This is a genomic window from Cellulosimicrobium sp. Marseille-Q4280 (assembly GCF_943181405.1).
GTDB lineage: Bacteria > Actinomycetota > Actinomycetes > Actinomycetales > Cellulomonadaceae > Cellulosimicrobium.
Genome location: NZ_CALPBY010000002.1, coordinates 391,661 through 411,943, shown reverse-complemented (window position 1 = coordinate 411,943; position 20,283 = coordinate 391,661). Strand labels below are relative to the sequence as shown.

Genomic DNA, 20,283 nt, shown 5'->3' with positions numbered 1-20,283 from the left:
GTCGCAGGTCGTGGCCCCGGCCACCCCCGCACGGGCCCGGTCCCGGCCCGGCGGCGCGCCGGTGCGGACCGGTACCGGCGGGCCCCGGGATCAGCCGCGCAGCGCGGCCGTCGCCTCGTCGGACGCCGCGCGCGCTGACGCGCGCAGTGCCGCGACGTCGGGCCCGGCCCGCAGCACACCGCGCGAGCTCGAGGCGAGGACCTGGCTGCGCGCGGCGCCGAACACGGCGGCGAGCTCGGCCGCCCCGGCACCCTGCGCGCCCACGCCCGGCGCGAGCAGGGGCCCGTGCACCGCGGCGAGGTCGCTCCCGGTCCGGGCTGCGGCGTCGCCGACCGTCGCCCCGACGACGAGGCCGATCGACCCGAGCGCGTCACCCGCCGCCACGGCCGGCGCGTTGAGCAGCGCCGCCTCGCGCGCGATCTGCGCCGCCACGGTCTCGACGTCCGCCCCCGCACCGCGGCGCGCGTGCTGCACCTCGTGGCCCTCCTTGTTGGAGGTCAGGCACAGCACGAACAGTCCACGTCCCGAGCCGAGCGCGAGGTCGACCGCGGGCTGCAGCGAACCGAACCCGAGGTACGGCGACACGGTGAGCGCGTCGGCCGCGAGCGGCGAGCCGTCCCGCAGGTAGGCGTCGGCGTAGGCGGCCATCGTCGAGCCGATGTCGCCCCGCTTGGCGTCCATGACGACGAGCGTGCCCGCCGCCCGGGCCGCCGCGACGACGTCCTCCAGGGCGGCGACGCCCCGCGACCCGTGCCGCTCGAAGAACGCCGACTGCGGCTTCACGGCGGCGACTCGGCCGCCGACGGCCTCGACGACGCGCAGGCCGAAGTCGCGCAGCCCGGTCGCGTCGTCGGGCAGGCCCCAGTCCGCGAGCAGCTCGGCGTGCGGGTCGATCCCCACGCACAGCGGCCCGTGGTCGTCCATCGCCGCCGCGAGGCGGGCGCCGAACGCCGCGCTCACGCGCCGGCCCGCTGCCCTGCGACCGCAGCCGCCGCGCTCGCGACCGTCCGTTCCGTCGCTGCCGTGGCTCCCCCGAGACCGGTCCCGTTCATGTGCTCCTGCAGGCTCGCGACCTCGAACGGCCCCGCGAGGACCGCCTCGATGCCCTGCACCGCCGCCGCGAGCTGGTCGACCGTCGTCGCGATGGGCTTGTCCGCCGCGGTCGTGGCGGCACGGATCTCGTACCCGTCGGCGCGCGCGCCCTGCCCGGACGGGGTGTTGATGACCATGTCGACCTCGCCCGCGGTGATGAGGTCGACGATCGTCGGCTCGCCGTCGGCGCCACGACCCGAGGAGAACTTGCGCACCACGGTCGACGCGATGCCGTTGCGGCGCAGCACGCTCGCCGTGCCGGCGGTCGCGAGGATCTCGAAGCCGAGCTCCGCGAGGCGCTTGACCGGGAAGACCATCGAGCGCTTGTCGCGGTCGGCGACCGAGACGAACACGCGCCCCGACGTCGGCAGGCCGCCGAACGCCGCCGCCTGCGACTTCGCGAAGGCCAGCGGGAAGTTCCGGTCGAAGCCCATGACCTCGCCCGTCGAGCGCATCTCCGGGCCGAGCACCGTGTCGACGACGGTGCCGTCCGCCGTGCGGAACCGCTTGAACGGCAGCACGGCCTCCTTGACGGCGATCGGCGCGTCGAGCGGCAGGTCTCCCCCGTCGCCCTCGGCGGGCAGGACGCCCTCGGCGCGCAGCTCCGCGATCGACTCGCCGGCCATGACGCGTGCCGCGGCCTTCGCGAGCGACGTGCCCGTCGCCTTCGAGACGAACGGCACGGTCCGCGACGCGCGCGGGTTGGCCTCGAGCACGTAGAGCACGTCGGACACGAGCGCGTACTGGACGTTGAGCAGGCCCCGGACGCCGACGCCCTTCGCGATCGCCTCCGTGGAACGGCGGATGCGCTCGATCTCCTGCTCGGACAGCGAGACCGGCGGCAGGACGCACGCCGAGTCGCCCGAGTGGATGCCCGCCTCCTCGATGTGCTCCATGACGCCGCCGAGGAACATCTCGGTGCCGTCGTACAGCGCGTCGACGTCGATCTCCATCGCGTCGTCGAGGAAGCGGTCGATGAGCAGCGGCGCGGGCAGCAGGCCGCCCGCGGTGCGCTCGTCGGCGGCCGCGGCGGCCAGCGCGCGCTCGACGTACTCGGTGAGCTGGTCGACCGAGTAGACGATCTCCATGCCGCGGCCGCCGAGCACGTAGGACGGGCGCACGAGCACCGGGTAGCCGATGCGCGCCGCGACCTCGGTGGCCGCCTCGAGCGTGCGGGCGGTGCCGAACGCCGGGGCGGGCAGGCCCGCCTCGCCGAGCACGCGCCCGAACTCGCCGCGGTCCTCCGCGGCGTCGATCGCCTCGGGGCTCGTGCCGAGGATGGGCACGCCCGCGTCGGCGAGGCGCTGCGCGAGCGCGAGCGGCGTCTGGCCGCCGAGCTGGACGATGACGCCCTTGACGGGTCCGGCCGCGAGCTCGGCCTCGTAGACCTCGAGGACGTCCTCGAACGTCAGCGGCTCGAAGTACAGCCGGTCGGACGTGTCGTAGTCGGTCGAGACCGTCTCGGGGTTGCAGTTGACCATGACGGTCTCGTACCGGTCGCGCAGCGTGAGCGCCGCGTGCACGCACGAGTAGTCGAACTCGATGCCCTGGCCGATGCGGTTGGGGCCCGAGCCGAGGATGATGATCGCCTCGCGCTCTCGCGGTGCGACCTCGGTCTCCAGGTCGTACGACGAGTAGTGGTACGGCGTGCGGGCCGCGAACTCCGCCGCGCACGTGTCCACCGTCTTGTAGACGGGGCGCACGCCGAGGGCTCGGCGCACCTCGCGGACCGTCGCCTCCCCCGCCGGACCCATGCCGCGCAGCCGCGCGACCTGGACGTCGGACAGGCCGTGCTTCTTCGCCTCGCGCAGCACGTCCTGCGTGAGCGCCGGCGCGCCGGCCACCGCGGCGGCCACCTCGTTGACGAGCTGGATCTGGTCGAGGTACCACGGGTCGATCTTCGTGGCGTCGAACACCTGCTCCACGCTCGCGCCGGCGCGCAGCGCCTGCTGGACGCCGATGATGCGGTTCTCCGTCGGGCGGGCGATCTGCACGAGGAGCTCGTCGAGCTCGGTGCCTGTCACGGGCTCGCCGTCCCAGTGGAACACCGACCCGCCCTTGTCGATCGAGCGCAGCGCCTTGCCGAGCGCCTCGGTGAAGTTGCGCCCGAGGGCCATCGCCTCGCCGACGGACTTCATGGTCGTCGACAGCGTGTCGTCCGCGGCGGGGAACTTCTCGAACGCGAACCGCGGCACCTTGACGACGACGTAGTCGAGCGTCGGCTCGAACGAGGCCGGGGTGACCTGCGTGATGTCGTTGGGGATCTCGTCGAGCGTGTACCCGACGGCCAGCTTCGCCGCGATCTTCGCGATGGGGAAGCCCGTCGCCTTCGACGCCAGCGCCGAGGAGCGCGACACGCGCGGGTTCATCTCGATGACGATGACGCGCCCGGTGTCGGGGTGCACCGCGTACTGGATGTTGCAGCCACCGGTGTCGACGCCGACCTCGCGGATCACCGCGATGCCGATGTCGCGCAGGCGCTGGTACTCGCGGTCCGTGAGCGTGAGCGCCGGCGCGACGGTGATCGAGTCGCCCGTGTGCACCCCGACCGGGTCGACGTTCTCGATCGAGCACACGACGACGACGTTGTCGTTCTTGTCGCGCATGAGCTCGAGCTCGTACTCCTTCCAGCCGAGGATGGACTCCTCGAGGAGCACCTCGGTGGTCGGCGAGTAGTGCAGGCCCTGGCCGACGATCCGCCGCAGGTCGGTCTCGTCGTAGGCGATGCCCGAGCCCAGTCCGCCCATCGTGAAGGACGGGCGCACGACCATCGGGTAGCCGAGGTCGTCCGCCGCGGCCAGGGCCTCGTCGACGGTGTGGATGATCGCCGAGCGCGCGGACTCCCCGCCGCACTTCTCGACGACGTCCTTGAACTGCTGGCGGTCCTCGCCCTTCTCGATCGCGGCGATGTTCGCCCCGATGAGCTCCACGCCGTACTCCTCGAGGACGCCCGCCGCGTCGAGCGCGATCGCCGCGTTGAGGGCGGTCTGGCCGCCGAGCGTCGGCAGGAGCGCGTCGGGGCGCTCCTTGGCGATGATCGACGTGAGGACCTCGGTCGTGATCGGCTCGACGTACGTCGCGTCGGCGAACTCGGGGTCCGTCATGATCGTCGCCGGGTTCGAGTTCACGAGGACGACCCGCAGGCCCTCCTCCTTGAGCACGCGGCACGCCTGGGTGCCCGAGTAGTCGAACTCGCAGGCCTGGCCGATGACGATCGGGCCGGACCCGATGACCAGGACGCTGGAGATGTCGGTTCTGCGAGGCACGGTCAGCTCTCCTTGGTGGTCTGCAGGTCGGCGGCAGCCTCGGAGCTCGCGGCCCCGCCGTCGGGGCGGGAGGCCATGAGCTCGACGAAGCGGTCGAAGAGGTACGCGGCGTCGTGCGGGCCGGCCGCGGCCTCGGGGTGGTACTGGACGGAGAAGGCGGGCAGGTCGAGGCACTCGAGCCCCTCGACCACCTGGTCGTTGAGACCGACGTGGGACACGACGACGCGCCCGTAGCGGCCGCCGTCGTGCGGTGCCACGGACTCCGCGTCCACCGGTGCGTCGACCGCGAAACCGTGGTTGTGCGCCGTGACCTCGACCTTGCCCGTACGGCGGTCCATGACGGGCTGGTTGATGCCCCGGTGCCCGTACGCGAGCTTGTACGTGCCGTAGCCGAGCGCGCGGCCGAGGATCTGGTTGCCGAAGCAGATGCCGAAGAACGGCGTGCCGCGGTCCAGGACGCCGCGCAGGAGCTCGACCTCGTGCGTCGCGGCGCCCGGGTCGCCGGGGCCGTTGGAGAAGAAGACGCCGTCGGGCGCGATCTCGTCGATCTCGTCGTTCGTCGTCGCCGCGGGCACGACGTGCACGCGCACCCCGCGCTCCGCGAGCCGCTGGGGCGTCATCGACTTGATCCCGAGGTCGACCGCGACGACCGTCGCGACGGGCGCGCCGTCCGGCGTCGAGCCCGCCACGGGCTCCACGACGTACGCCTCGGGCGTGCTGACCTCGCGGGCCAGGTCGGCGCCGGCCATCGCCGGGGCGGCCTTCACCTCGGCGACGAGGTCCTCCGTCGTGCGGGGGTACCCGTCGCGCACGAGCGCGTCGCCGGAGAAGATGCCGGCGCGCATGACGCCGAGCTCGCGCAGGTGGCGCGTGAGCGCGCGCGTGTCGACGTCGCTGATGCCGACCATGCCCTGCTCGGCGAGCTCGTCGTCGAGCGTGCGCACCGAGCGCCAGCTCGACGGCCGGCGCGCGGCGTCGCGCACGACGTACCCGGCGACCCAGATCTGCCGCGACTCCGGGTCCTCGTCGTTGACGCCCGTGTTCCCGATGTGGGGGGCGGTCATGACGACGATCTGGCGGTGGTAGGAGGGGTCGGTGAGCGTCTCCTGGTAACCGGTCATGCCGGTGTTGAAGACGATCTCGCCGACGGTCGTGCCGCGCGCGCCGTAGGCGCGCCCGGCGTGGACGGTGCCGTCCTCGAGGACGAGCAGGGCCCGGTCCGCGGTCACGGAGGTCGCTGAGCTGGTCACTGTGCTTCCTTGTCGTTCTGGTCGGCGACGTTCGGGTCGGCGACGTTCGTGTCGGCGGGCACGAGCGCGAGCACCGCGTCGAGCAGGCGCGGCACGTCGTCGTCGTGGCGGGGCATGAGGCCGGTGTCCAGGAGCACCGGGGCGGGTGACGGCGGGGTCTCGGCCAGTGCCGGCGCACCGCCGTCGGTGGCGGGCACGGGTTCGGCGGGTACGGCCCAGGAGACGACGACGATCGCCTCCTTGCCGACGAACTTGCCGGCCATGCCGGGGGTGAGCGCCGCGCCGGAGACGGCAGCGGCGGGGACCCACAGGTCCGGCGCGCCCGACCGGGCGGCGTGCAGGCCGCCGTCGTGCACGGTGACGACGGCGCGCGACCGGTCGCCCAGACCGTGGGCGCCCACGCGGGCGAGCCAGTCGCCCGCGAGCGTGCTCGAGACGTAGAGCGCGTCGAGGGGACCGAGCGTGACGGCACCGCGGTCGCCCGGGGCGGGCACGGCGGGAGGCGTCGGGACGACGCCCTTCGACCGGCCCGCGAGGCGGCGGCGCCCGATCAGCACGAGCGTGAGCAGGACGACGCCGAGGACCACCCAGATGCCGACCGCGACCGGCTGGGGCAGGTTCACGCGCGCACCTCCTCGACCGGGGCGCCGTCGAGCACCGTCGCGCGGCCCCGCAGGAAGGTCGCGACGACGCGGCCCGGCAGCTCGCGGCCCTGGAACGGCGTGTTGACGCTCGCCGTGGCCTGGGTCGAGCCGTCGACGACGCGGCGCGCCGCGGGGTCCACGAGCGTGACGTTCGCGGGCTCGCCGACCTCGAGCGGGCGACCCTGGGCCGTCGGGCCGGTGTCGATGCGACCGATCCGGGCCGGGTTCGCGGACAGCACGCGCGCGACGTCGGCCCACGTCAGGCGGCCCGTGTCGACCATCGTCTCCTGGACGACGGCGAGCGCGGTCTCGAGCCCGGTCATGCCGAAAGCCGCGGCGGCCCACTCGCAGTCCTTGTCCTCGACGGGGTGCGGCGCGTGGTCGGTGGCGACGATGTCGATCGTCCCGTCGGCCAGCCCGGCCCGCACCGCCTCGACGTCCGCGGCGGTGCGCAGCGGCGGGTTGACCTTGAACGTCGGGTCGTACCCTCGCGCGAGGTCGTCCGTGAGGATCAGGTGGTGCGGTGTGACCTCGGCGGTGACGTCGATGCCCCGGCCCTTCGCCCACCGCACGATCTCGACCGAGCCGGCCGTGGACAGGTGGCACACGTGCAGGCGCGAGCCCACGTGCTCGGCGAGCAGCACGTCGCGCGCGATGATCGCCTCCTCCGCGACCGCGGGCCAGCCCGCGAGGCCCAGCTCCGCGGACACGACGCCCTCGTTCATCTGGGCGCCCTCGGTGAGGCGCGGCTCCTGCGCGTGCTGCGCGACGACGCCGTCGAACGCCTTGACGTACTCCAGCGCGCGACGCATGAGGATCGGGTCCGACACGCACTTGCCGTCGTCGGAGAACACGCGCACGCGCGCGGCGGAGTCGGCCATCGCGCCGAGCTCGGCGAGCTGCTCGCCCGCGAGGCCGACCGAGACAGCGCCCACGGGGTGGACGTCGACCCAGCCCGCGTCGCGCCCGATGCGCCACACCTGCTCGACGACGCCCGCCGTGTCGGCGACCGGCGTCGTGTTGGCCATCGCGTGCACCGCGGTGAACCCGCCCGCCGCCGCGGCGCGGGTGCCGGACTCGATCGTCTCGGCGTCCTCGCGCCCCGGCTCTCGCAGGTGGGTGTGCAGGTCGACGAGGCCGGGCAGCGCGACGAGGTCGGTCGCGTCGACCACGACGACGTCGTCCCCGGCGCGGCGACCCGCGGCGGAGCCGCCCGTCGGCGCGATCTCGGCGACCACGCCGTCGGCGAGGACGAGGTCGACCGGCTCGCCGCCGAGCGGGCGTGCCCCGCGCAGGACGTACGTGGTGCTGGTTGCGGCGCTGCTCACGGGGTGGCGACCCTTTCGGTGGAGGTGACGGGCGGGGCGGTGACCGGGGCTGCGGCGGGCACGGCAGGGTCCCCGACCGTCCCGGGCGCGTCCGTCCCCGCGAGGAGGAGGTAGAGCACGGCCATGCGGACCGCGACGCCGTTCGCGACCTGCTCCACGATGACGGCGCGCGGCGAGTCCGCCGCCTGCGCCGAGATCTCCAGGCCGCGGTTCATCGGCCCCGGGTGCATGACGACCGCGTGCTCCGGCAGCAGGGCCAGACGCCGGGCGTCGAGGCCGTACTTGCGCGAGTACTCGAGCGGGTTGGGGAAGAACGCCCCGCCCCCGGCGCCCGAGCCGCTCATGCGCTCGCGCTGCACGCGCAGCATCATCACGGCGTCGGCCGCCCCGTTCGGGCCGTCGCCCGCGAGCGTCGGGTCGAGGCCGTACGACACGTCGCACGGCCACGTCTCGACGCCCACCGGCAGGAGCGTCGGTGGGGCGACGAGCGTCACGCGCGCACCGAGCGTGTGCAGGAGGTGCACGTTGGAGCGCGCGACGCGCGAGTGCAGCACGTCGCCGACGATCGCGACGTGCCGGCCCGAGAGGTCCGCACCGCGCGCCGCGGCGTCGTCCGGCCCGGACGCGCCCGGCGCCTCCAGAGCGCTGCCCGACAGGTGCCGGCGCAGCGTGTAGGCGTCGAGCAGGGCCTGCGTCGGGTGCTGGTGCGTGCCGTCCCCGGCGTTGACCACGGCCGCGTCGAGCCAGCCCGCGTGCGCGAGCAGGTGCGGCGCGCCCGACGCCTGGTGCCGCACCACGACCGCGTCGGCACCCATCGCCTGGAGCGTCAGGGCCGTGTCCTTGAGCGACTCGCCCTTCGACACGCTCGACCCCTTGGCCGAGAAGTTGATGACGTCCGCCGACAGCCGCTTCGCGGCCGTCTCGAACGAGATGCGGGTGCGGGTCGAGTCCTCGTAGAAGAGGTTGACGACCGTGCGCCCGCGCAGCGTCGGCAGCTTCTTGATCTCGCGAGACTGGGTCGCGGCCATCTGCGCAGCGGTGTCGAGGATGCGGATCGCGTCCTCGCGGGCGAGCTCCTGGGTCGACAGCAGGTGCCTCATGCGCCGGCCTCCCCGCTCACGTCGGGCTGCGGCGCCGAGCGGATGACGACCGCGTCCTGCGTCCCGGCGCCGTCCACCTCGTGCAGGCGTACGCCGACGCGCTCGCTCGTCGAGGTGGGCAGGTTCTTGCCGACGAAGTCCGGGCGGATCGGCAGCTCGCGGTGCCCGCGGTCGACGAGCGCGGCGAGCTGCACGGCGCGCGGGCGACCGAGGTCGCTGATCGCGTCGAGCGCGGCGCGGATCGTCCGGCCGGAGTAGAGCACGTCGTCGACCAGGACGACGACCTTGCCGTCGATGCCCGACGCCGGCAGGCGGGTCGCGCCGATCGGGCGCGTCGGGTGCCGGTGCAGGTCGTCGCGGTACATGGTCACGTCGAGCTCGCCGACGATCCCGTGCGCGTCCGCCGACGCGGAGGTCTCGCCGTCGATCGCGGCGAGGCGCTCGGCGAGCCGGTCGGCGAGGGGGACGCCGCGCGTCGGGATGCCGAGGAGGACGAGGTCGCGCACCCCCTTGTTGCGCTCCACGATCTCGTGGGCGATGCGGGTCAGCGCGCGGGAGATGTCCGCGGCCGTCATGACGACGGTCCCGTCGGACGGGGGTGTCGAGGGGGATGTGGGCACAGCAGCGCCAGAACTCATGTCCGGCGACCTCCTTCCCCGCCTCACAGGACGGGCCTTAAAGGATGTCTGACGGTCCTCACCCTACCCGGCGGCGGGGGCGGACCAGGGGCGGGTCCGCCCGGTGGGACGCGGCGTCGGTCACACCGGGCCGACGCCGCGCCGCCACCGTCCAGGCGGGCCGCGGTGGGACTCAGGCCGTGATCGTCGGCTTCATCTCCACGATGCGGGCGAGGAGCCCGTTGACGAACGACGGCGAGTCGTCCGTGGAGAGCGAGCGGGCGAGGTCGACGGCCTCGTCGATCGCGACGACGTCCGGGACGTCGTCGTTGAAGAGGATCTCCCAGCCGCCGATGCGCAGCAGCGCGCGGTCGACCGCGGGCATGCGCTCGAGCGTCCACCCGTGGGAGTACGTCTCGAGCAGCTCGTCGATGCGGTCGCGGTGCGCGAGGACACCCTCGACGATCTCGACCGTGTACTGGGGCACCGCGGACTGCGCGGCGCCCGGGTCGACGATGCGGTCCGCGAGCAGCGTCGCGGGGTCGACCGTGCGCTGCTCCGCCTCGAAGAGGACGTCGAGCGCGCGCTTGCGCGCCTTGGTGCGTGCTCCCATGTGAGTGCGCCGGCCCGTCAGTCGTTCACGCGGCCGAGGTACGACCCGTCACGCGTGTCGACCTTCACCTTCGTGCCCTGCTCGAGGAAGAGCGGGACCTGGATCTGCGCGCCGGTCTCGAGCGTCGCCGGCTTCGTGCCACCGGTCGAGCGGTCGCCCTGCAGGCCCGGCTCGGTGTAGGTGATCTCGAGCACGACGGACGGCGGGAGCTCGACGTACAGCGGCTGCCCGTCGTTCGACGCGATGAGCACGTTCTGGCTCTCGAGGAGGTAGTCCTTCGCGTCGCCGACGGTCGCCGCGGAGACGGTGATCTGGTCGTAGGTCGAGGTGTCCATGAACACGTAGTCCGCGCCGTCCATGTACAGGTACTGGAAGTCGCGGCGGTCCACGTTGGCCGTCTCGATCTTCAGGCCGGCGTTGAACGTCTTGTCGACGGTCTTGCCCGTGAGGACGTTCTTGATCTTCGTCCGGACGAACGCGCCACCCTTGCCGGGCTTGACGTGCTGGAACTCGATGACGCTCCACAGCTGGCCGTCGATCCGGAGCACGGTGCCGTTCTTGATGTCGTTGGTCGTCGCCACGTTCGTCTTCCTGTCGCAGGGTCTTCTGGGGGCTGCACGTGGCCGTCCCACCGGGCTCGGCACGAGGCGCCGGGCACGCGATGAACGCGCGGCTCTGGCGGACGGTCACGTCCGGTCGAGGGCGGAGCGGCAGATGGGCCTCGTCGATCCTACCGGAGCGCGCCGAGCACGCCGTCGGCGACGACGCCGACGACCGCCGCCCACGACATCGAGGCGAGCGTGCCGACCACGAAGCGCTCGGACGCCACGGGGTGCTCGCGCAGCTCGGGGTAGCGCCCGAGGCCCTTGATCGCGACGACGAACGCGATGCCGGAGGGGTACCCCGCCAGCAGGCAGCCGGTGATCGCGAAGCGCTCGAGGAAGCCGATCCAGGTGCCGCCACGCAGGGCCTTGACCGCCTCGGTCCCGATCGTGCCCGTCGTGGGAGGCGGCGGCACGGGCACCGACGCCGGGTCGGCAGCGCCCTTGCGCCCCAGCCTCCGCGGCCTCCCGGGGCGCGCTGCCGCACGCAGCACGCCCTGCGTCACGGGTGCGCCGCCGAGCACGCTCGCCGCGAGCGCCACCGCCCAGACGACGACGGTCCACACGATCGTCACCGGCTCCGTCATGCGTCGGTCTCCCCCAGCAGCCTCACGACGACGGGCCGTGCCGCCGCCTCCTCGGGCCAGAGCGCGGAGCGCAGCCTCTGGCTCACCGCCTGCTCGCTGATCGCGAGCCGGCGGGCCACATCCTTCTGGGTGCCACCGACATCCGCGAGGGTGTCGACGGCCTCCCACCCGGGCGAGCTCCGTCGTGCGGCGACGGCCGCGAGGAGCCGCACGAGCGCCTCGACCTCCTCGGCCCGACCGGGCCGACCACCGCGCACGGCGACGGGCGCCGTGGCCGTGCGCGACTTCGCCTGGTCGACGGCCTCCCTCGCCCGGACGAACGCCTCGCCCGACGCCTCGCGGGACACGGCCGGGAGCGGCTCGTCGACCGGTCCGATGCCCAGGCCGACGCTCCAGCCCCCGTCGCGCAGGAGGTCGAGGACGACGTCGAGCACGGTCTCGGGGTCGTCGAGCACCCCCTGCACCTCGTCCCCCACGGTGCGGTCGAACCCCACCACGACGCCCGGGCGTCCGTCGAGGAGCTCGCGCAGGTGGCGCAGGAGCGCCGGCACGCGGTCGGCGTGCCCCGTGCTCCCCCGCTGGTCGACCGTCAGGACGAACATGTTCTCCAGGCTATGCCCTTGATCCGTGGCAATCAATACTCCAGCCTTGACGCGGAGCCATCAAGGCTGGGCACCGTCACCCTTCAGGCGGGCGCCCACCGCCTCCAGCGCGAGCCGGTAGGAGTCGAACCCGAAGCCGGCGACCGTCCCGGTCGCGACCGCGCCGACGACCGAGTGGCTGCGGAACGACTCACGCGCCGCGGGGTTGCTCAGGTGCACCTCGACGAGGAGCAGACCCGACGTCGTGACCTGGGCCGCGGCGTCGCGCACCGCGTACGAGTAGTGCGTGAAGGCGGCGGGGTTGAGCACGACGTGCGCCCGGGTGTCGACGGCCTCGTGGAGCCACGCGAGCATCTGCGACTCGTCGTCCGTCTGGCGCGCCTCGACATCGAGACCGAGCTCGCCGCCCCACCGCACCGCCGCCTCGCGCAGGTCGGCGAGCGTCGCCGACCCGTAGATCTCGGGCTCCCGCACGCCGAGCCGGCCGAGGTTGGGTCCGTTGAGCACGAGCACGCGTTCCATGCCCCGACCCTAACGCCGGGCGCGCCCGGGCTGCCGCGCCGTCCGCCGGCGTCGTCCACCCGCGTCGAGCACCCGCGCCGTCCGCACCGCGCCGCGCACCCGCCGGCCCGGCGGGCGAGGCGACGCGCCGTCGGGCACGCTGGCACGGTGACGACCGACGCCCTCCGGAGCACCCCGTACCTGCACGCGGGCTTCGTCGCGCTGGCCCACCGCGGGTTCGCGCCGACCGGCCTGGAGAACTCCCTCGCGGCGTTCGAGGCCGCGCGCGACCTCGGCTACCGCTACGTCGAGACGGACGCGCACGCGACGAGCGACGGCGTCGCCGTCGCGCTGCACGACGCGTCCCTCGACCGGACGACTGACGGGCACGGCCTCGTCGCGCGCCAGCCGTGGCGCACCGTGCGGCGTGCGCGCATCGGCGGGCGCGAGCCGGTCCCGGCCCTGGAGGACCTGCTCGGCGCGTGGCCGGACCTGCGCGTCAACGTGGACGTCAAGTCGTCGGCCGCCGTCGCTCCCGTCGCCGAGGTCATCGAGCGCACGCGCGCGCACGACCGGGTCTGCGTGGCGTCGTTCTCCGCAGCACGGCGCCGCGCCACGGTCGCGCGCCTGTCCCGGCCCGTCGCCACGTCCGCCGCGCAGCCGGAGGTCGCCGCGGTGCTGATCGCCGCTCGGACCGGGGCGCCGCTGCGGCGTCGCCGGGTGGGCGTGGACTGCTTGCAGGTGCCCGAGCGCGTGGGCCGTATGCGGGTCGTCGACCGCCGGTTCGTGCGCACCGCCCACGCCGCGGGTCTCGCGGTGCACGTGTGGACCGTCAACGCGGTCGAGGACATGGAGCGCCTGATCGACCTCGGCGTGGACGGGATCGTCACCGACCGCGCCGACATGCTCCGCGACGTCCTCGCCCGTCGCGGGCGGTGGCGCGCGCCCCGCCCCTGACAGGACGGTTCCGCCCCGACGTCGCACCCCGTGCACGAGGTGCGACGGGCGGCGTCAGTACCGCGAGAGGTCCGGGGTGTGGCGGCGTGGCTCGCGCCGGCGCGGTCGGAACTCGTCGCTGAGCTCGAGCGCCGCGGCCCACGCGACGCGGCCCGCGCACCCCACCCGCACCGGGCCGCCGGTACGACCGTCCGGTGCGAGCCGGAAGACCTCGAGCGTCACGGGTCCTCGCAGCGCGCGCGGGCGGTAGAGCTCGAGGTGCGCGTACCGGGCCGTGGGGACTGGGACGAGCTCGCCGGCCAGCTCCACCACGGTGACGCGCGACGACGGCTCCGGGCTCCCGCGGCCCGTCCCCGTCCAGCGCGCGACGGGTACCGCGCCGACCGCCGGCGCCCATCGTCGGTGCACCCCCACGAGCGCGACCACCGACCCGGCGGCGGCCAGCAGGAGCAGGCCGGCGACGACGGCGACCGCCCAGCGCACGGCGCCGGAGGCGAGGAGGGCCGAGGCCGCCGCGACGACGCCCCCGGCACCCAGGCCCACGGCGAGCGCCCTCGGCATCCGCTGCTCGCGCCGGCGGATCGCCGCGAGGTCGGGGTCGTCGGGCGGAAGGTCCTCGACCGGCTCGTGAGCGGTCGGTCCGTCGGCCGGTCGCGCCATCGGGTCAGAGGGCGACGGGACCGCGTCCGACGGGAGCGTCGGCGCTGATCTCCGCGTACGCGGCGGCGAGCAGGGTCGGGTCGGGGCCCTCGAGCCGCGTGGGGCGTGCGACGTCGTCGAGCACGACGAACCGCAGGAGGTCGCCGCGCGACTTCTTGTCGCGGCGCATCGCCGAGAGCAGCTGCTCCCACCGGTCGCCGCGGTACGTGAGGGGCAGGCCGAGCGTGCCGAGGATCGTCCGGTGACGCTCGACGACGTCGTCGTCCAGCTTGCCCGCGAGGCGTGCCAGCTCGGCGGCGAACACCATCCCGACGGACACCGCCGCGCCGTGGCGCCACTGGTACCGCTCGGTGAGCTCGACCGCGTGGCCCAGCGTGTGCCCGTAGTTGAGGATCTCGCGCAGGCCCGACTCCTTGAGGTCCTCCCCCACGACCCTCGCCTTGACCGCGACGGACCGCTCGACGAGCTCGGCGACGACCGCCCACGTCTCGGGCGTCGTCTCCCGCACGCCCCACTCCCGCAGCGCCTCGGCGTGCTCCTCGACGAGCTCGAGGATGCGCTCGTCCGCGATGAACCCCGTCTTGACGACCTCCGCGAGCCCCGCGACGAAGTCCCAGCGGCCGAGCGACTCGAGCGACGCGAGGTCGCACAGGACGCCCGCCGGCGGGTGGAACGACCCGACGAGGTTCTTGCCCTCGGCCGTGTTGATGCCCGTCTTGCCGCCCACCGCCGCGTCGACCATCGCGAGCAGCGTGGTCGGGACGTGCACCACGCGGATGCCGCGCAGCCACGTCGCGGCGACGAAGCCGCCGAGGTCCGTGGTCGCGCCGCCGCCGACCGTGACGATCGCGTCGGAGCGCGTGAAGTCGGCCTGGCCCAGCACGCCCCACAGGAAGGCGGCCACCTGGGCGGTCTTCGCCTCCTCGGCGTCCGGCACCTCGGCGACGAACGCCTCGTAGCCCGACGCCTTGAGGTCCTCGTGGACGACGTCGGCGGTCGCGGCGAGCGCCGCGGGGTGCACGACCAGGACGCGGCGCACGCCGTCGCCGAGCAGCGAGGGCAGCTCACCGAGCAGGTGGCGCCCGATGACGACGTCGTAGGGCTGGTCGCCGGACACCCGCACCCGGGCGGGTGCCGGGGCGGAAGCGTCGGCCGGGGTGGTGTCGGTCACGCGGGGTCCTCCGTGGTCGTGCGTCCTGCGGCGGGCGCGAGGTGGTCGGGGGCGCTCCCCTGCTGCGCCAGGTGCGCGCGGATCTCGTCCGCCACCTGCGCGGGCGTGCGCGCGTCGGTGAGGACGCGCACGGTCGCGAGACGCTCGTAGACGGGACGGCGGGCCTCCATGAGGGCGGCCCAGCGAGCGCGGGGGTTGCCGAGCAGCAGGGGGCGGGACTGGTTGAAGCCGACGCGCGGGGCGGCGTGCGCGAGGCTGACGTCGAGGAACACCACGACGCCGCCCTGGGCCGCGTAGGCCTCCAGCGCCGCCTGGGCGTGCTCGTCGAGGACGGCGCCGCCGCCGAGGGCGAGCACCCCGTCGTGGGTCGCGAGGGCCGTCGTGACGGCCTCGCGCTCGAGCTCGCGGAACCGCGGCTCGCCGTGCTCGACGAAGATGTCGGCGACGGGCATGCCGGCCACCGTCTCGACGTCGGTGTCGGTGTCGCGCTGCGCGAGACCGAGCCGGTCCGCGAGGTGGCGCGCGACGGTGGACTTGCCGCTGCCGGGCGGCCCGAGGAGGACGACGACCGGGCGGGTGCCGGGGGCGACGGGGGTCATCAGCGCTGCAGCTCCGGGATCGCCGCGAGGTAGGCCTCGGCGTTGCGCCGGACCTCCGCGACGGAGTCGCCCCCGAACTTCTCGAGCGCCTGCTCCGCGAGCACGAGCGCGACCATGGCCTCGGCGACGACGGCCGCCGGCGGGACGGCGCACACGTCGGAGCGCTGGTGCTGCGCGGTCGCGGTCTCCCCCGTGGCCACGTCGACGGTCGCGAGCGCGCGCGGCACCGTGGAGATCGGCTTCATCGCGGCGCGCACGCGCACGACCTCGCCGTTGCTCATCCCGCCCTCGACGCCGCCCGCGCGGTTGCTCAGGCGACGGATGCGGCCGTCGTCGCCGCGCTCGATCTCGTCGTGCGCGGCCGACCCGCGGCGGCGCGCGGTGCGGAACCCGTCGCCCACCTCGACGCCCTTGATGGCCTGGATGCCCATGAGCACCGCGGCGAGGCGTGCGTCGAGGCGGCGGTCGCTCTGCGCGTACGTCCCGAGCCCCGACGGCACGCCGTAGGCGAGCACCTCGACGACCCCGCCGAGCGTGTCGCCCGCCTTCTGACAGTCGTCGATCTCCGCGACCATCGCGGCGGAGGTCGCCGCGTCGTGGCAGCGCACCGGGTCCGCGTCGAGCGCGGCGACGTCGTCCGGGCCGGGGACGGGCGCGTCGTCCGGCACCTCGACCGGGCCGATGGCCACGACGTGCGAGACCAGTCGGACGCCGAGCGCCTGCTCGAGGAACTTCGCCGCTGCCGTGCCGAGCGCGACGCGCGTCGCGGTCTCCCGCGCCGACGCGCGCTCGAGGACCGGGCGCGCGTCCTCGAAGCCGTACTTGCGCATGCCCACGAGGTCGGCGTGGCCGGGGCGCGGGCGCGTCAGCGGCCGGTTGCGCGCGATCTCGCGCGTGTCGCCCGTGCCCGCGTCGACGAGGAGGGCCTCGGGCGGCACCGGGTCCGCCGACATGACGTCGACCCACTTCGGCCACTCGGAGTTGCCGATCTCCAGCGCGAGCGGGCCGCCCTGGGTGCGCCCGTGACGCAGGCCGGCGAGGATCCGCAGCTCGTCCTGCTCGAACTTCTGGCGCGACCCGCGACCGTAGCCGAGGCGACGGCGGGCGAGCGCGGCCTGCACGTCGGCCGTCGTGAGCTCGACCCCCGCGGGGAGCCCGTCCAGGATCCCGACCAGCGCCTGACCGTGCGACTCACCCGATGTCAACCAACGCAGCATGATCGCCATCCTCCCACGCGCGCAGGACGCGTCCGGCGGGCGCCCGCAGTGCGGACCACCCGCGACGGAAGGGCCTGTGGACGACGGCGGCGCGGGCCCCCGCGGGCGCGCTACGGTGCCGCGCATGACGCAGCAGGGGGCAGCGCCGGTCCGGGCCACGCGGGCCCGCCGCCGGGAGGTCGACGGGCACGAGCGCGCCGCGGGTGACGCAGCGCCGCGGACGGTGTCCGGAACGAGGGCGCCCTGGACGCGGCGTGCTCGGACGGAGCTCGCCGTCGCAGGTCGTGGCGCCCGTCTCGCGGCGCTGGGTGCCGGTGCCGTCGCGGCGTGGTGGTCGGGCCTCGCCTGGGGAACGCCGGCCGTCGCTCTCCTCGCTGCGGCGTGCACGCTGCTGGCCGTCGTCGACGCGCGGACCCACCGCCTGCCCGACGCGATCCTGCTCCCGACCTGGGCGGCGGGCGCGACGCTCCTCGGCGGTGCCGCGCTGGCGACGGGTGACGGTCCGGCGCTCGTGCGCACGCTCTGCGGCGGGCTGCTCGAGTTCAGCGCGTACGCCACGCTGCGCCTCGTTCACCCGCCAGGTCTCGGCTTCGGCGACGTCAAGCTCGCCGGTCTCCTCGGGACCGCGCTCGCGTGGCTCGGCTGGTCGGAGCTCGCCGTCGGGCTCGTCGCGCCGTTCGTCCTCGGGGGCACGTGGGCGGTCGCGCTGCTCGCGCTGCGCCGGGCGTCCCGCACCACGGCGATCCCCTTCGGACCGTTCATGGTGCTCGGCGCCGCCCTGGCCGCAGGCGGCGGCGACGCCGTCGTCCGGGCGTACGGCCTGGGCTGATCATCGGGCTGATCATCGGGCTGAACACCGGGCCGCGCCCGGAGGCCAGGCGAGCGCGGCGAGGACGCAGGACGGGCGAGCCGTACGCGTCCGGTGGGCGGTGAGGGTCAGGCGGTGGCGAGCGCCGACTCGAGAGCCGTGTCCATCGCCGCCAACGGGGGCAGGCGACCCGTCATGAGACGGACCTGCTCGGCGGCCTGGTGCAGGAGCATGCGCTCGCCCCCGACGACGGTCCCGCCCCCCGCGGACCAGGCCGCGGAGAGCGCCGTCGGCCGGGGGTCGTAGACCACGTCGAGAAGGACCCCGCCGGGCGTCGTCCCCGAGGTCGCGATCGCGTCCGCGACCGGGTCCGCGGCGTGGGAGGGCAACGTCGCGACGACGACGTCGGCACCGGCGAGGCGACCGAGCACCGACGCGCCCGACGAGTCGAGGACCTCGAACCGCGGCTCGACCCCCATGCGGTGCGCGGCACGCTGGAGACCGCCGGTGCGGCCGAGCGAGCGGACGAGCACCGTCGGTGAGGTGCAGCCCAGCTCGGCGAGGGCCGCGAGGGTGGACGCGGCCGTCGCACCCGCGCCGAGCACGACGGCCGACGTCACGGAGCGCTCTCCGAGCCCCTCGCGGAGCGCCGCGACGAGGCCGTGCACGTCGGTGTTCGTCCCGACGAACGTCGGGCGCCGACCGCCCGTCGGCTGCACCACGAGCGTGTTCACCGCGCCGACCACGTTCGCGAGCGGGTCCACGTGGTCGAGCAGCGGGATCACGGCGTGCTTCAGCGGCATCGTCAGGCTGAGCCCGGCCCACGACGCGTCGAGCGACGCGACGAGCGCAGGAAGCTGCTCCTCGGTCGTGTCGATCGCCTCGTAGCGCCAGCCGTCGAGCCCGAGCGCGTCGTAGGCGGCGCGGTGCAGAACCGGCGACAGGGAGTGTGCGACCGGATGACCGAGGACCGCGGCACGGCGGCCCGTCACCCGCCGTTCGCTTCCTGCCACGCGCGGAGCTCCGCGACGTTGGTCTGGTGCTCGGCGTAGGTCGTCGCGAACCGCGTCTCACCCGTCTCGAGGTTGACGGCGGTCCAGAAGATCCACGTCCCGGGCTCCGGGTTCAGCACCGCCGCGACCGACTCCGATCCGGGACTGGCGATCGGTGAAGGCGGCAGCCCCTTGTGCTCATAGGTGTTGAACGGGTTCGAGGCGTCGTCCAGGTCTGCCCGCGTGAGCTCGGTCCCGGGCTTGTCGAGCCCGTACGCGACTGCTGCGTCGATCTCCAATGGCATACCGGCCTCGAGCCGGTTGTCGATCGCCTGCGCCATCATGGGGCGGTCCGGTGCGTACTTCGCCTCGCGCTCGATGAGCGACGCCTTGATGAGCACCGTCTCGCGGTCGGCCGGGGGCACGCCCGCCTCGTCGAGCTTCATGACGGTCTGGCCGACCATGCGCGCGATGATCCCGGTAGCCGTCGTCTCGTCCGGCTCGAGGACGTACGTCGTGGGGAACAGCCAGCCCTCGTAGTTCCCGTTCGCCTCCGCGGGCAGGCCCGTCGCCGCGGTGTCCCCCATCGCGGTCTCGAACTCCTCGATCGGGATACCGGTCACCGACGACGCCCGATCCAGCACCTGCTGGACCGTCCACCCCTCCGGGATGGTGATCTTCGTCTCGACCCGGCTGTCGTTCGCCACGAGGCGCGCGACCGCGTCCTTGGCCGGCATGCCCTGCAGGAGCGTGTGCGTCCCGGGCTGGATCGTCCCCGCGTTGCCGTTCGCCTCGAACGCGTCGACGAACGCCGCGGCGCTCGCGACCACGCCCGCGTCGACGAGCGCCGCCCCCATGTCGCGTCCCGTCGAGCCCGGCTCGATGGTGACGTCCACGGGCTCGGTGCCCGGCCCCTCGAAGTCCTTCGCCTCGAGCGGGTTGTCGAACCCGAACAGGCTCGTGACGTTCTGCGAGATGACGTACCCGGCGCCGCCCACGACGAGCAGCGAGACGAGCACGACGATCGCGGCGCGACGACGCCGCCGCGCCTTGCGCTTCTTCGCCGCGCGGCGCGCGCGCTCCGCCGAGCGCGACGAGCGCGACGGCTGCTGGTCCCCCTGGACGGTGGGCCGTTCGAACAGGTCGGTCACTGTCGGTGGTCTCCTGTCGGGTCTACAGGCTCTCCGGCGCGCGCTCCCGCGCCCCGCTCGGCGTCGAGAGCGGTCTGCAGGATGATAACGGCCGCCGCCTGGTCGACGACCGCGCGGTGCTTGCGGCCCGAGCGCCCTGCGGCGTGCAGCGCCTGGTGGGCGCTGACCGTCGTCATCCGCTCGTCGACGAGGTGGACCGGGACGGGTGCGACGGCACGAGCCACCGACTCAGCGTACGCCCGGGCGTCCTGCGCGGCGCTGCCCTCGGCGCCGGAGAGGTGCCGCGGCAGGCCGACGTACACGACGGCCGCGCCCCGCTCCTCGACCTCCGCCGCGATGCGGGCGACGCTCCGAGGGACGCCCTGACCTGCGGCGGCGTCCCGGGCAAGCGTCTCGACCGGCGTCGCGACGAGACCGTCTGGATCGCTCGCGGCGAGGCCGACACGCACGCTGCCGACGTCGACGCCCAGGCGTGCCCCCCGAGGGAGGGCACGCCCGGCGTCGGGCGAGGGACCGGCGGCCACCG

At 74.5% G+C, this 20,283-nt stretch carries 21 protein-coding genes; 2 read left to right on the top strand and 19 right to left on the bottom strand.

Annotation, left to right across the window (positions count from 1 at the left end):
- Positions 1-90 precede the first annotated feature (90 nt).
- The 12 genes from pyrF to NFS20_RS06540 all read right to left on the bottom strand — a co-directional run bounded on the left by pyrF (position 91) and on the right by NFS20_RS06540 (position 12,223).
- Positions 91-960, bottom strand: a complete 870-nt coding sequence (pyrF, locus tag NFS20_RS06595) for an orotidine-5'-phosphate decarboxylase (RefSeq protein WP_285821107.1) — start codon at positions 958-960, stop codon at positions 91-93.
- Positions 957-4,358, bottom strand: a complete 3,402-nt coding sequence (carB, locus tag NFS20_RS06590) for a carbamoyl-phosphate synthase large subunit (protein WP_251150940.1) — start codon at positions 4,356-4,358, stop codon at positions 957-959. Before carB ends, pyrF begins: the two co-directional genes overlap by 4 nt.
- Positions 4,359-4,360: 2 nt before the next feature.
- Positions 4,361-5,608, bottom strand: a complete 1,248-nt coding sequence (gene carA, locus NFS20_RS06585) for a glutamine-hydrolyzing carbamoyl-phosphate synthase small subunit (protein ID WP_251150939.1) — start codon at positions 5,606-5,608, stop codon at positions 4,361-4,363.
- A complete protein-coding gene (locus NFS20_RS06580) occupies positions 5,605-6,231 on the bottom strand; it encodes a PH-like domain-containing protein (protein WP_251150938.1) in 627 nt (208 codons plus the stop codon). Before NFS20_RS06580 ends, carA begins: the two co-directional genes overlap by 4 nt.
- Entirely contained in the window at positions 6,228-7,580 is a 1,353-nt protein-coding gene (locus NFS20_RS06575; protein WP_251150937.1) for a dihydroorotase, read from the bottom strand. Before NFS20_RS06575 ends, NFS20_RS06580 begins: the two co-directional genes overlap by 4 nt.
- Complete coding sequence (locus NFS20_RS06570) at positions 7,577-8,680, bottom strand: aspartate carbamoyltransferase catalytic subunit (RefSeq protein WP_251150936.1); 1,104 nt, start codon at positions 8,678-8,680, stop codon at positions 7,577-7,579. The genes NFS20_RS06575 and NFS20_RS06570 overlap by 4 nt, the downstream gene beginning before the upstream one ends.
- On the bottom strand, positions 8,677-9,318 hold the full coding sequence (gene pyrR, locus NFS20_RS06565; protein WP_285821106.1) for a bifunctional pyr operon transcriptional regulator/uracil phosphoribosyltransferase PyrR: 642 nt from the start codon (positions 9,316-9,318) through the stop codon (positions 8,677-8,679). Before pyrR ends, NFS20_RS06570 begins: the two co-directional genes overlap by 4 nt.
- Positions 9,319-9,490: 172 nt before the next feature.
- Positions 9,491-9,910, bottom strand: a complete 420-nt coding sequence (nusB, locus tag NFS20_RS06560; RefSeq protein WP_251150935.1) for a transcription antitermination factor NusB — start codon at positions 9,908-9,910, stop codon at positions 9,491-9,493.
- Between the two features lie 17 nt (positions 9,911-9,927).
- Entirely contained in the window at positions 9,928-10,491 is a 564-nt protein-coding gene (efp, locus tag NFS20_RS06555) for an elongation factor P (protein ID WP_251150934.1), read from the bottom strand.
- Positions 10,492-10,640: 149 nt separating this feature from the next.
- Positions 10,641-11,099, bottom strand: coding sequence for a hypothetical protein (locus NFS20_RS06550; protein WP_251150933.1), 459 nt, complete (start codon positions 11,097-11,099; stop codon positions 10,641-10,643).
- On the bottom strand, positions 11,096-11,701 hold the full coding sequence (locus tag NFS20_RS06545) for a SatD family protein (protein WP_251150932.1): 606 nt from the start codon (positions 11,699-11,701) through the stop codon (positions 11,096-11,098). The genes NFS20_RS06550 and NFS20_RS06545 overlap by 4 nt, the downstream gene beginning before the upstream one ends.
- A 60-nt stretch (positions 11,702-11,761) precedes the next feature.
- Complete coding sequence (locus tag NFS20_RS06540) at positions 11,762-12,223, bottom strand: type II 3-dehydroquinate dehydratase (RefSeq protein ID WP_251150931.1); 462 nt, start codon at positions 12,221-12,223, stop codon at positions 11,762-11,764.
- Between the two features lie 147 nt (positions 12,224-12,370).
- Between NFS20_RS06540 and NFS20_RS06535 the strand changes: the two genes are divergently transcribed.
- Positions 12,371-13,159, top strand: coding sequence for a glycerophosphodiester phosphodiesterase family protein (locus NFS20_RS06535; RefSeq protein ID WP_251150930.1), 789 nt, complete (start codon positions 12,371-12,373; stop codon positions 13,157-13,159).
- Between the two features lie 54 nt (positions 13,160-13,213).
- Here the strand turns inward: NFS20_RS06535 and NFS20_RS06530 are convergent, their stop codons facing one another.
- The 4 genes from NFS20_RS06530 to aroC are packed head-to-tail and all read right to left on the bottom strand — an operon-like array spanning position 13,214 to position 16,806.
- On the bottom strand, positions 13,214-13,819 hold the full coding sequence (locus NFS20_RS06530; protein WP_251150929.1) for a hypothetical protein: 606 nt from the start codon (positions 13,817-13,819) through the stop codon (positions 13,214-13,216).
- A 4-nt stretch (positions 13,820-13,823) separates the two neighbouring features.
- On the bottom strand, positions 13,824-14,990 hold the full coding sequence (aroB, locus tag NFS20_RS06525) for a 3-dehydroquinate synthase (protein ID WP_251150928.1): 1,167 nt from the start codon (positions 14,988-14,990) through the stop codon (positions 13,824-13,826).
- Positions 14,987-15,589: a shikimate kinase gene (locus tag NFS20_RS06520; protein WP_251150927.1), complete on the bottom strand. Its 603-nt coding sequence runs from the start codon at positions 15,587-15,589 to the stop codon at positions 14,987-14,989. The genes aroB and NFS20_RS06520 overlap by 4 nt, the downstream gene beginning before the upstream one ends.
- Entirely contained in the window at positions 15,589-16,806 is a 1,218-nt protein-coding gene (gene aroC / locus NFS20_RS06515) for a chorismate synthase (protein WP_251150926.1), read from the bottom strand. The genes NFS20_RS06520 and aroC overlap by 1 nt, the downstream gene beginning before the upstream one ends.
- A gap of 124 nt (positions 16,807-16,930) precedes the next feature.
- Here aroC and NFS20_RS06510 point away from each other — a divergent pair, with 124 nt between their 5' ends.
- On the top strand, positions 16,931-17,635 hold the full coding sequence (locus NFS20_RS06510) for a prepilin peptidase (RefSeq protein WP_251150925.1): 705 nt from the start codon (positions 16,931-16,933) through the stop codon (positions 17,633-17,635).
- A 107-nt stretch (positions 17,636-17,742) separates the two neighbouring features.
- Here NFS20_RS06510 and NFS20_RS06505 read toward each other — a convergent pair whose 3' ends face one another.
- From NFS20_RS06505 to ruvX, 3 genes are read right to left on the bottom strand one after another with little or no spacing between them, the layout of a single operon-like run.
- Positions 17,743-18,627, bottom strand: coding sequence for a shikimate dehydrogenase (locus tag NFS20_RS06505; protein WP_251150924.1), 885 nt, complete (start codon positions 18,625-18,627; stop codon positions 17,743-17,745).
- Positions 18,603-19,757 carry an endolytic transglycosylase MltG gene (gene mltG, locus NFS20_RS06500; protein WP_251150923.1) on the bottom strand — a complete coding sequence of 385 codons (1,155 nt, stop codon included), beginning with the start codon at positions 19,755-19,757 and terminating at the stop codon, positions 18,603-18,605. The genes NFS20_RS06505 and mltG overlap by 25 nt, the downstream gene beginning before the upstream one ends.
- A complete protein-coding gene (gene ruvX / locus NFS20_RS06495) occupies positions 19,754-20,281 on the bottom strand; it encodes a Holliday junction resolvase RuvX (protein ID WP_463105520.1) in 528 nt (175 codons plus the stop codon). Before ruvX ends, mltG begins: the two co-directional genes overlap by 4 nt.
- Positions 20,282-20,283: the final 2 nt, after the last annotated feature.

Excerpts from the sequence above, each read along its gene's own strand:
- NFS20_RS06550 (WP_251150933.1), bottom strand. The coding sequence starts at position 11,099 with ATGACGGAGCCGGTGACGATCGTGTGGACCGTCGTCGTCTGGGCGGTG.
- aroC (WP_251150926.1), bottom strand. The coding sequence starts at position 16,806 with ATGCTGCGTTGGTTGACATCGGGTGAGTCGCACGGTCAGGCGCTGGTC.
- NFS20_RS06530 (WP_251150929.1), bottom strand. The coding sequence starts at position 13,819 with ATGGCGCGACCGGCCGACGGACCGACCGCTCACGAGCCGGTCGAGGAC.
- NFS20_RS06510 (WP_251150925.1), top strand. The coding sequence starts at position 16,931 with ATGACGCAGCAGGGGGCAGCGCCGGTCCGGGCCACGCGGGCCCGCCGC.
- NFS20_RS06570 (WP_251150936.1), bottom strand. The coding sequence starts at position 8,680 with ATGAGGCACCTGCTGTCGACCCAGGAGCTCGCCCGCGAGGACGCGATC.
- nusB (WP_251150935.1), bottom strand. The coding sequence starts at position 9,910 with ATGGGAGCACGCACCAAGGCGCGCAAGCGCGCGCTCGACGTCCTCTTC.
- NFS20_RS06545 (WP_251150932.1), bottom strand. The coding sequence starts at position 11,701 with ATGTTCGTCCTGACGGTCGACCAGCGGGGGAGCACGGGGCACGCCGAC.
- NFS20_RS06520 (WP_251150927.1), bottom strand. The coding sequence starts at position 15,589 with ATGACCCCCGTCGCCCCCGGCACCCGCCCGGTCGTCGTCCTCCTCGGG.
- pyrR (WP_285821106.1), bottom strand. The coding sequence starts at position 9,318 with ATGAGTTCTGGCGCTGCTGTGCCCACATCCCCCTCGACACCCCCGTCC.
- NFS20_RS06540 (WP_251150931.1), bottom strand. The coding sequence starts at position 12,223 with ATGGAACGCGTGCTCGTGCTCAACGGACCCAACCTCGGCCGGCTCGGC.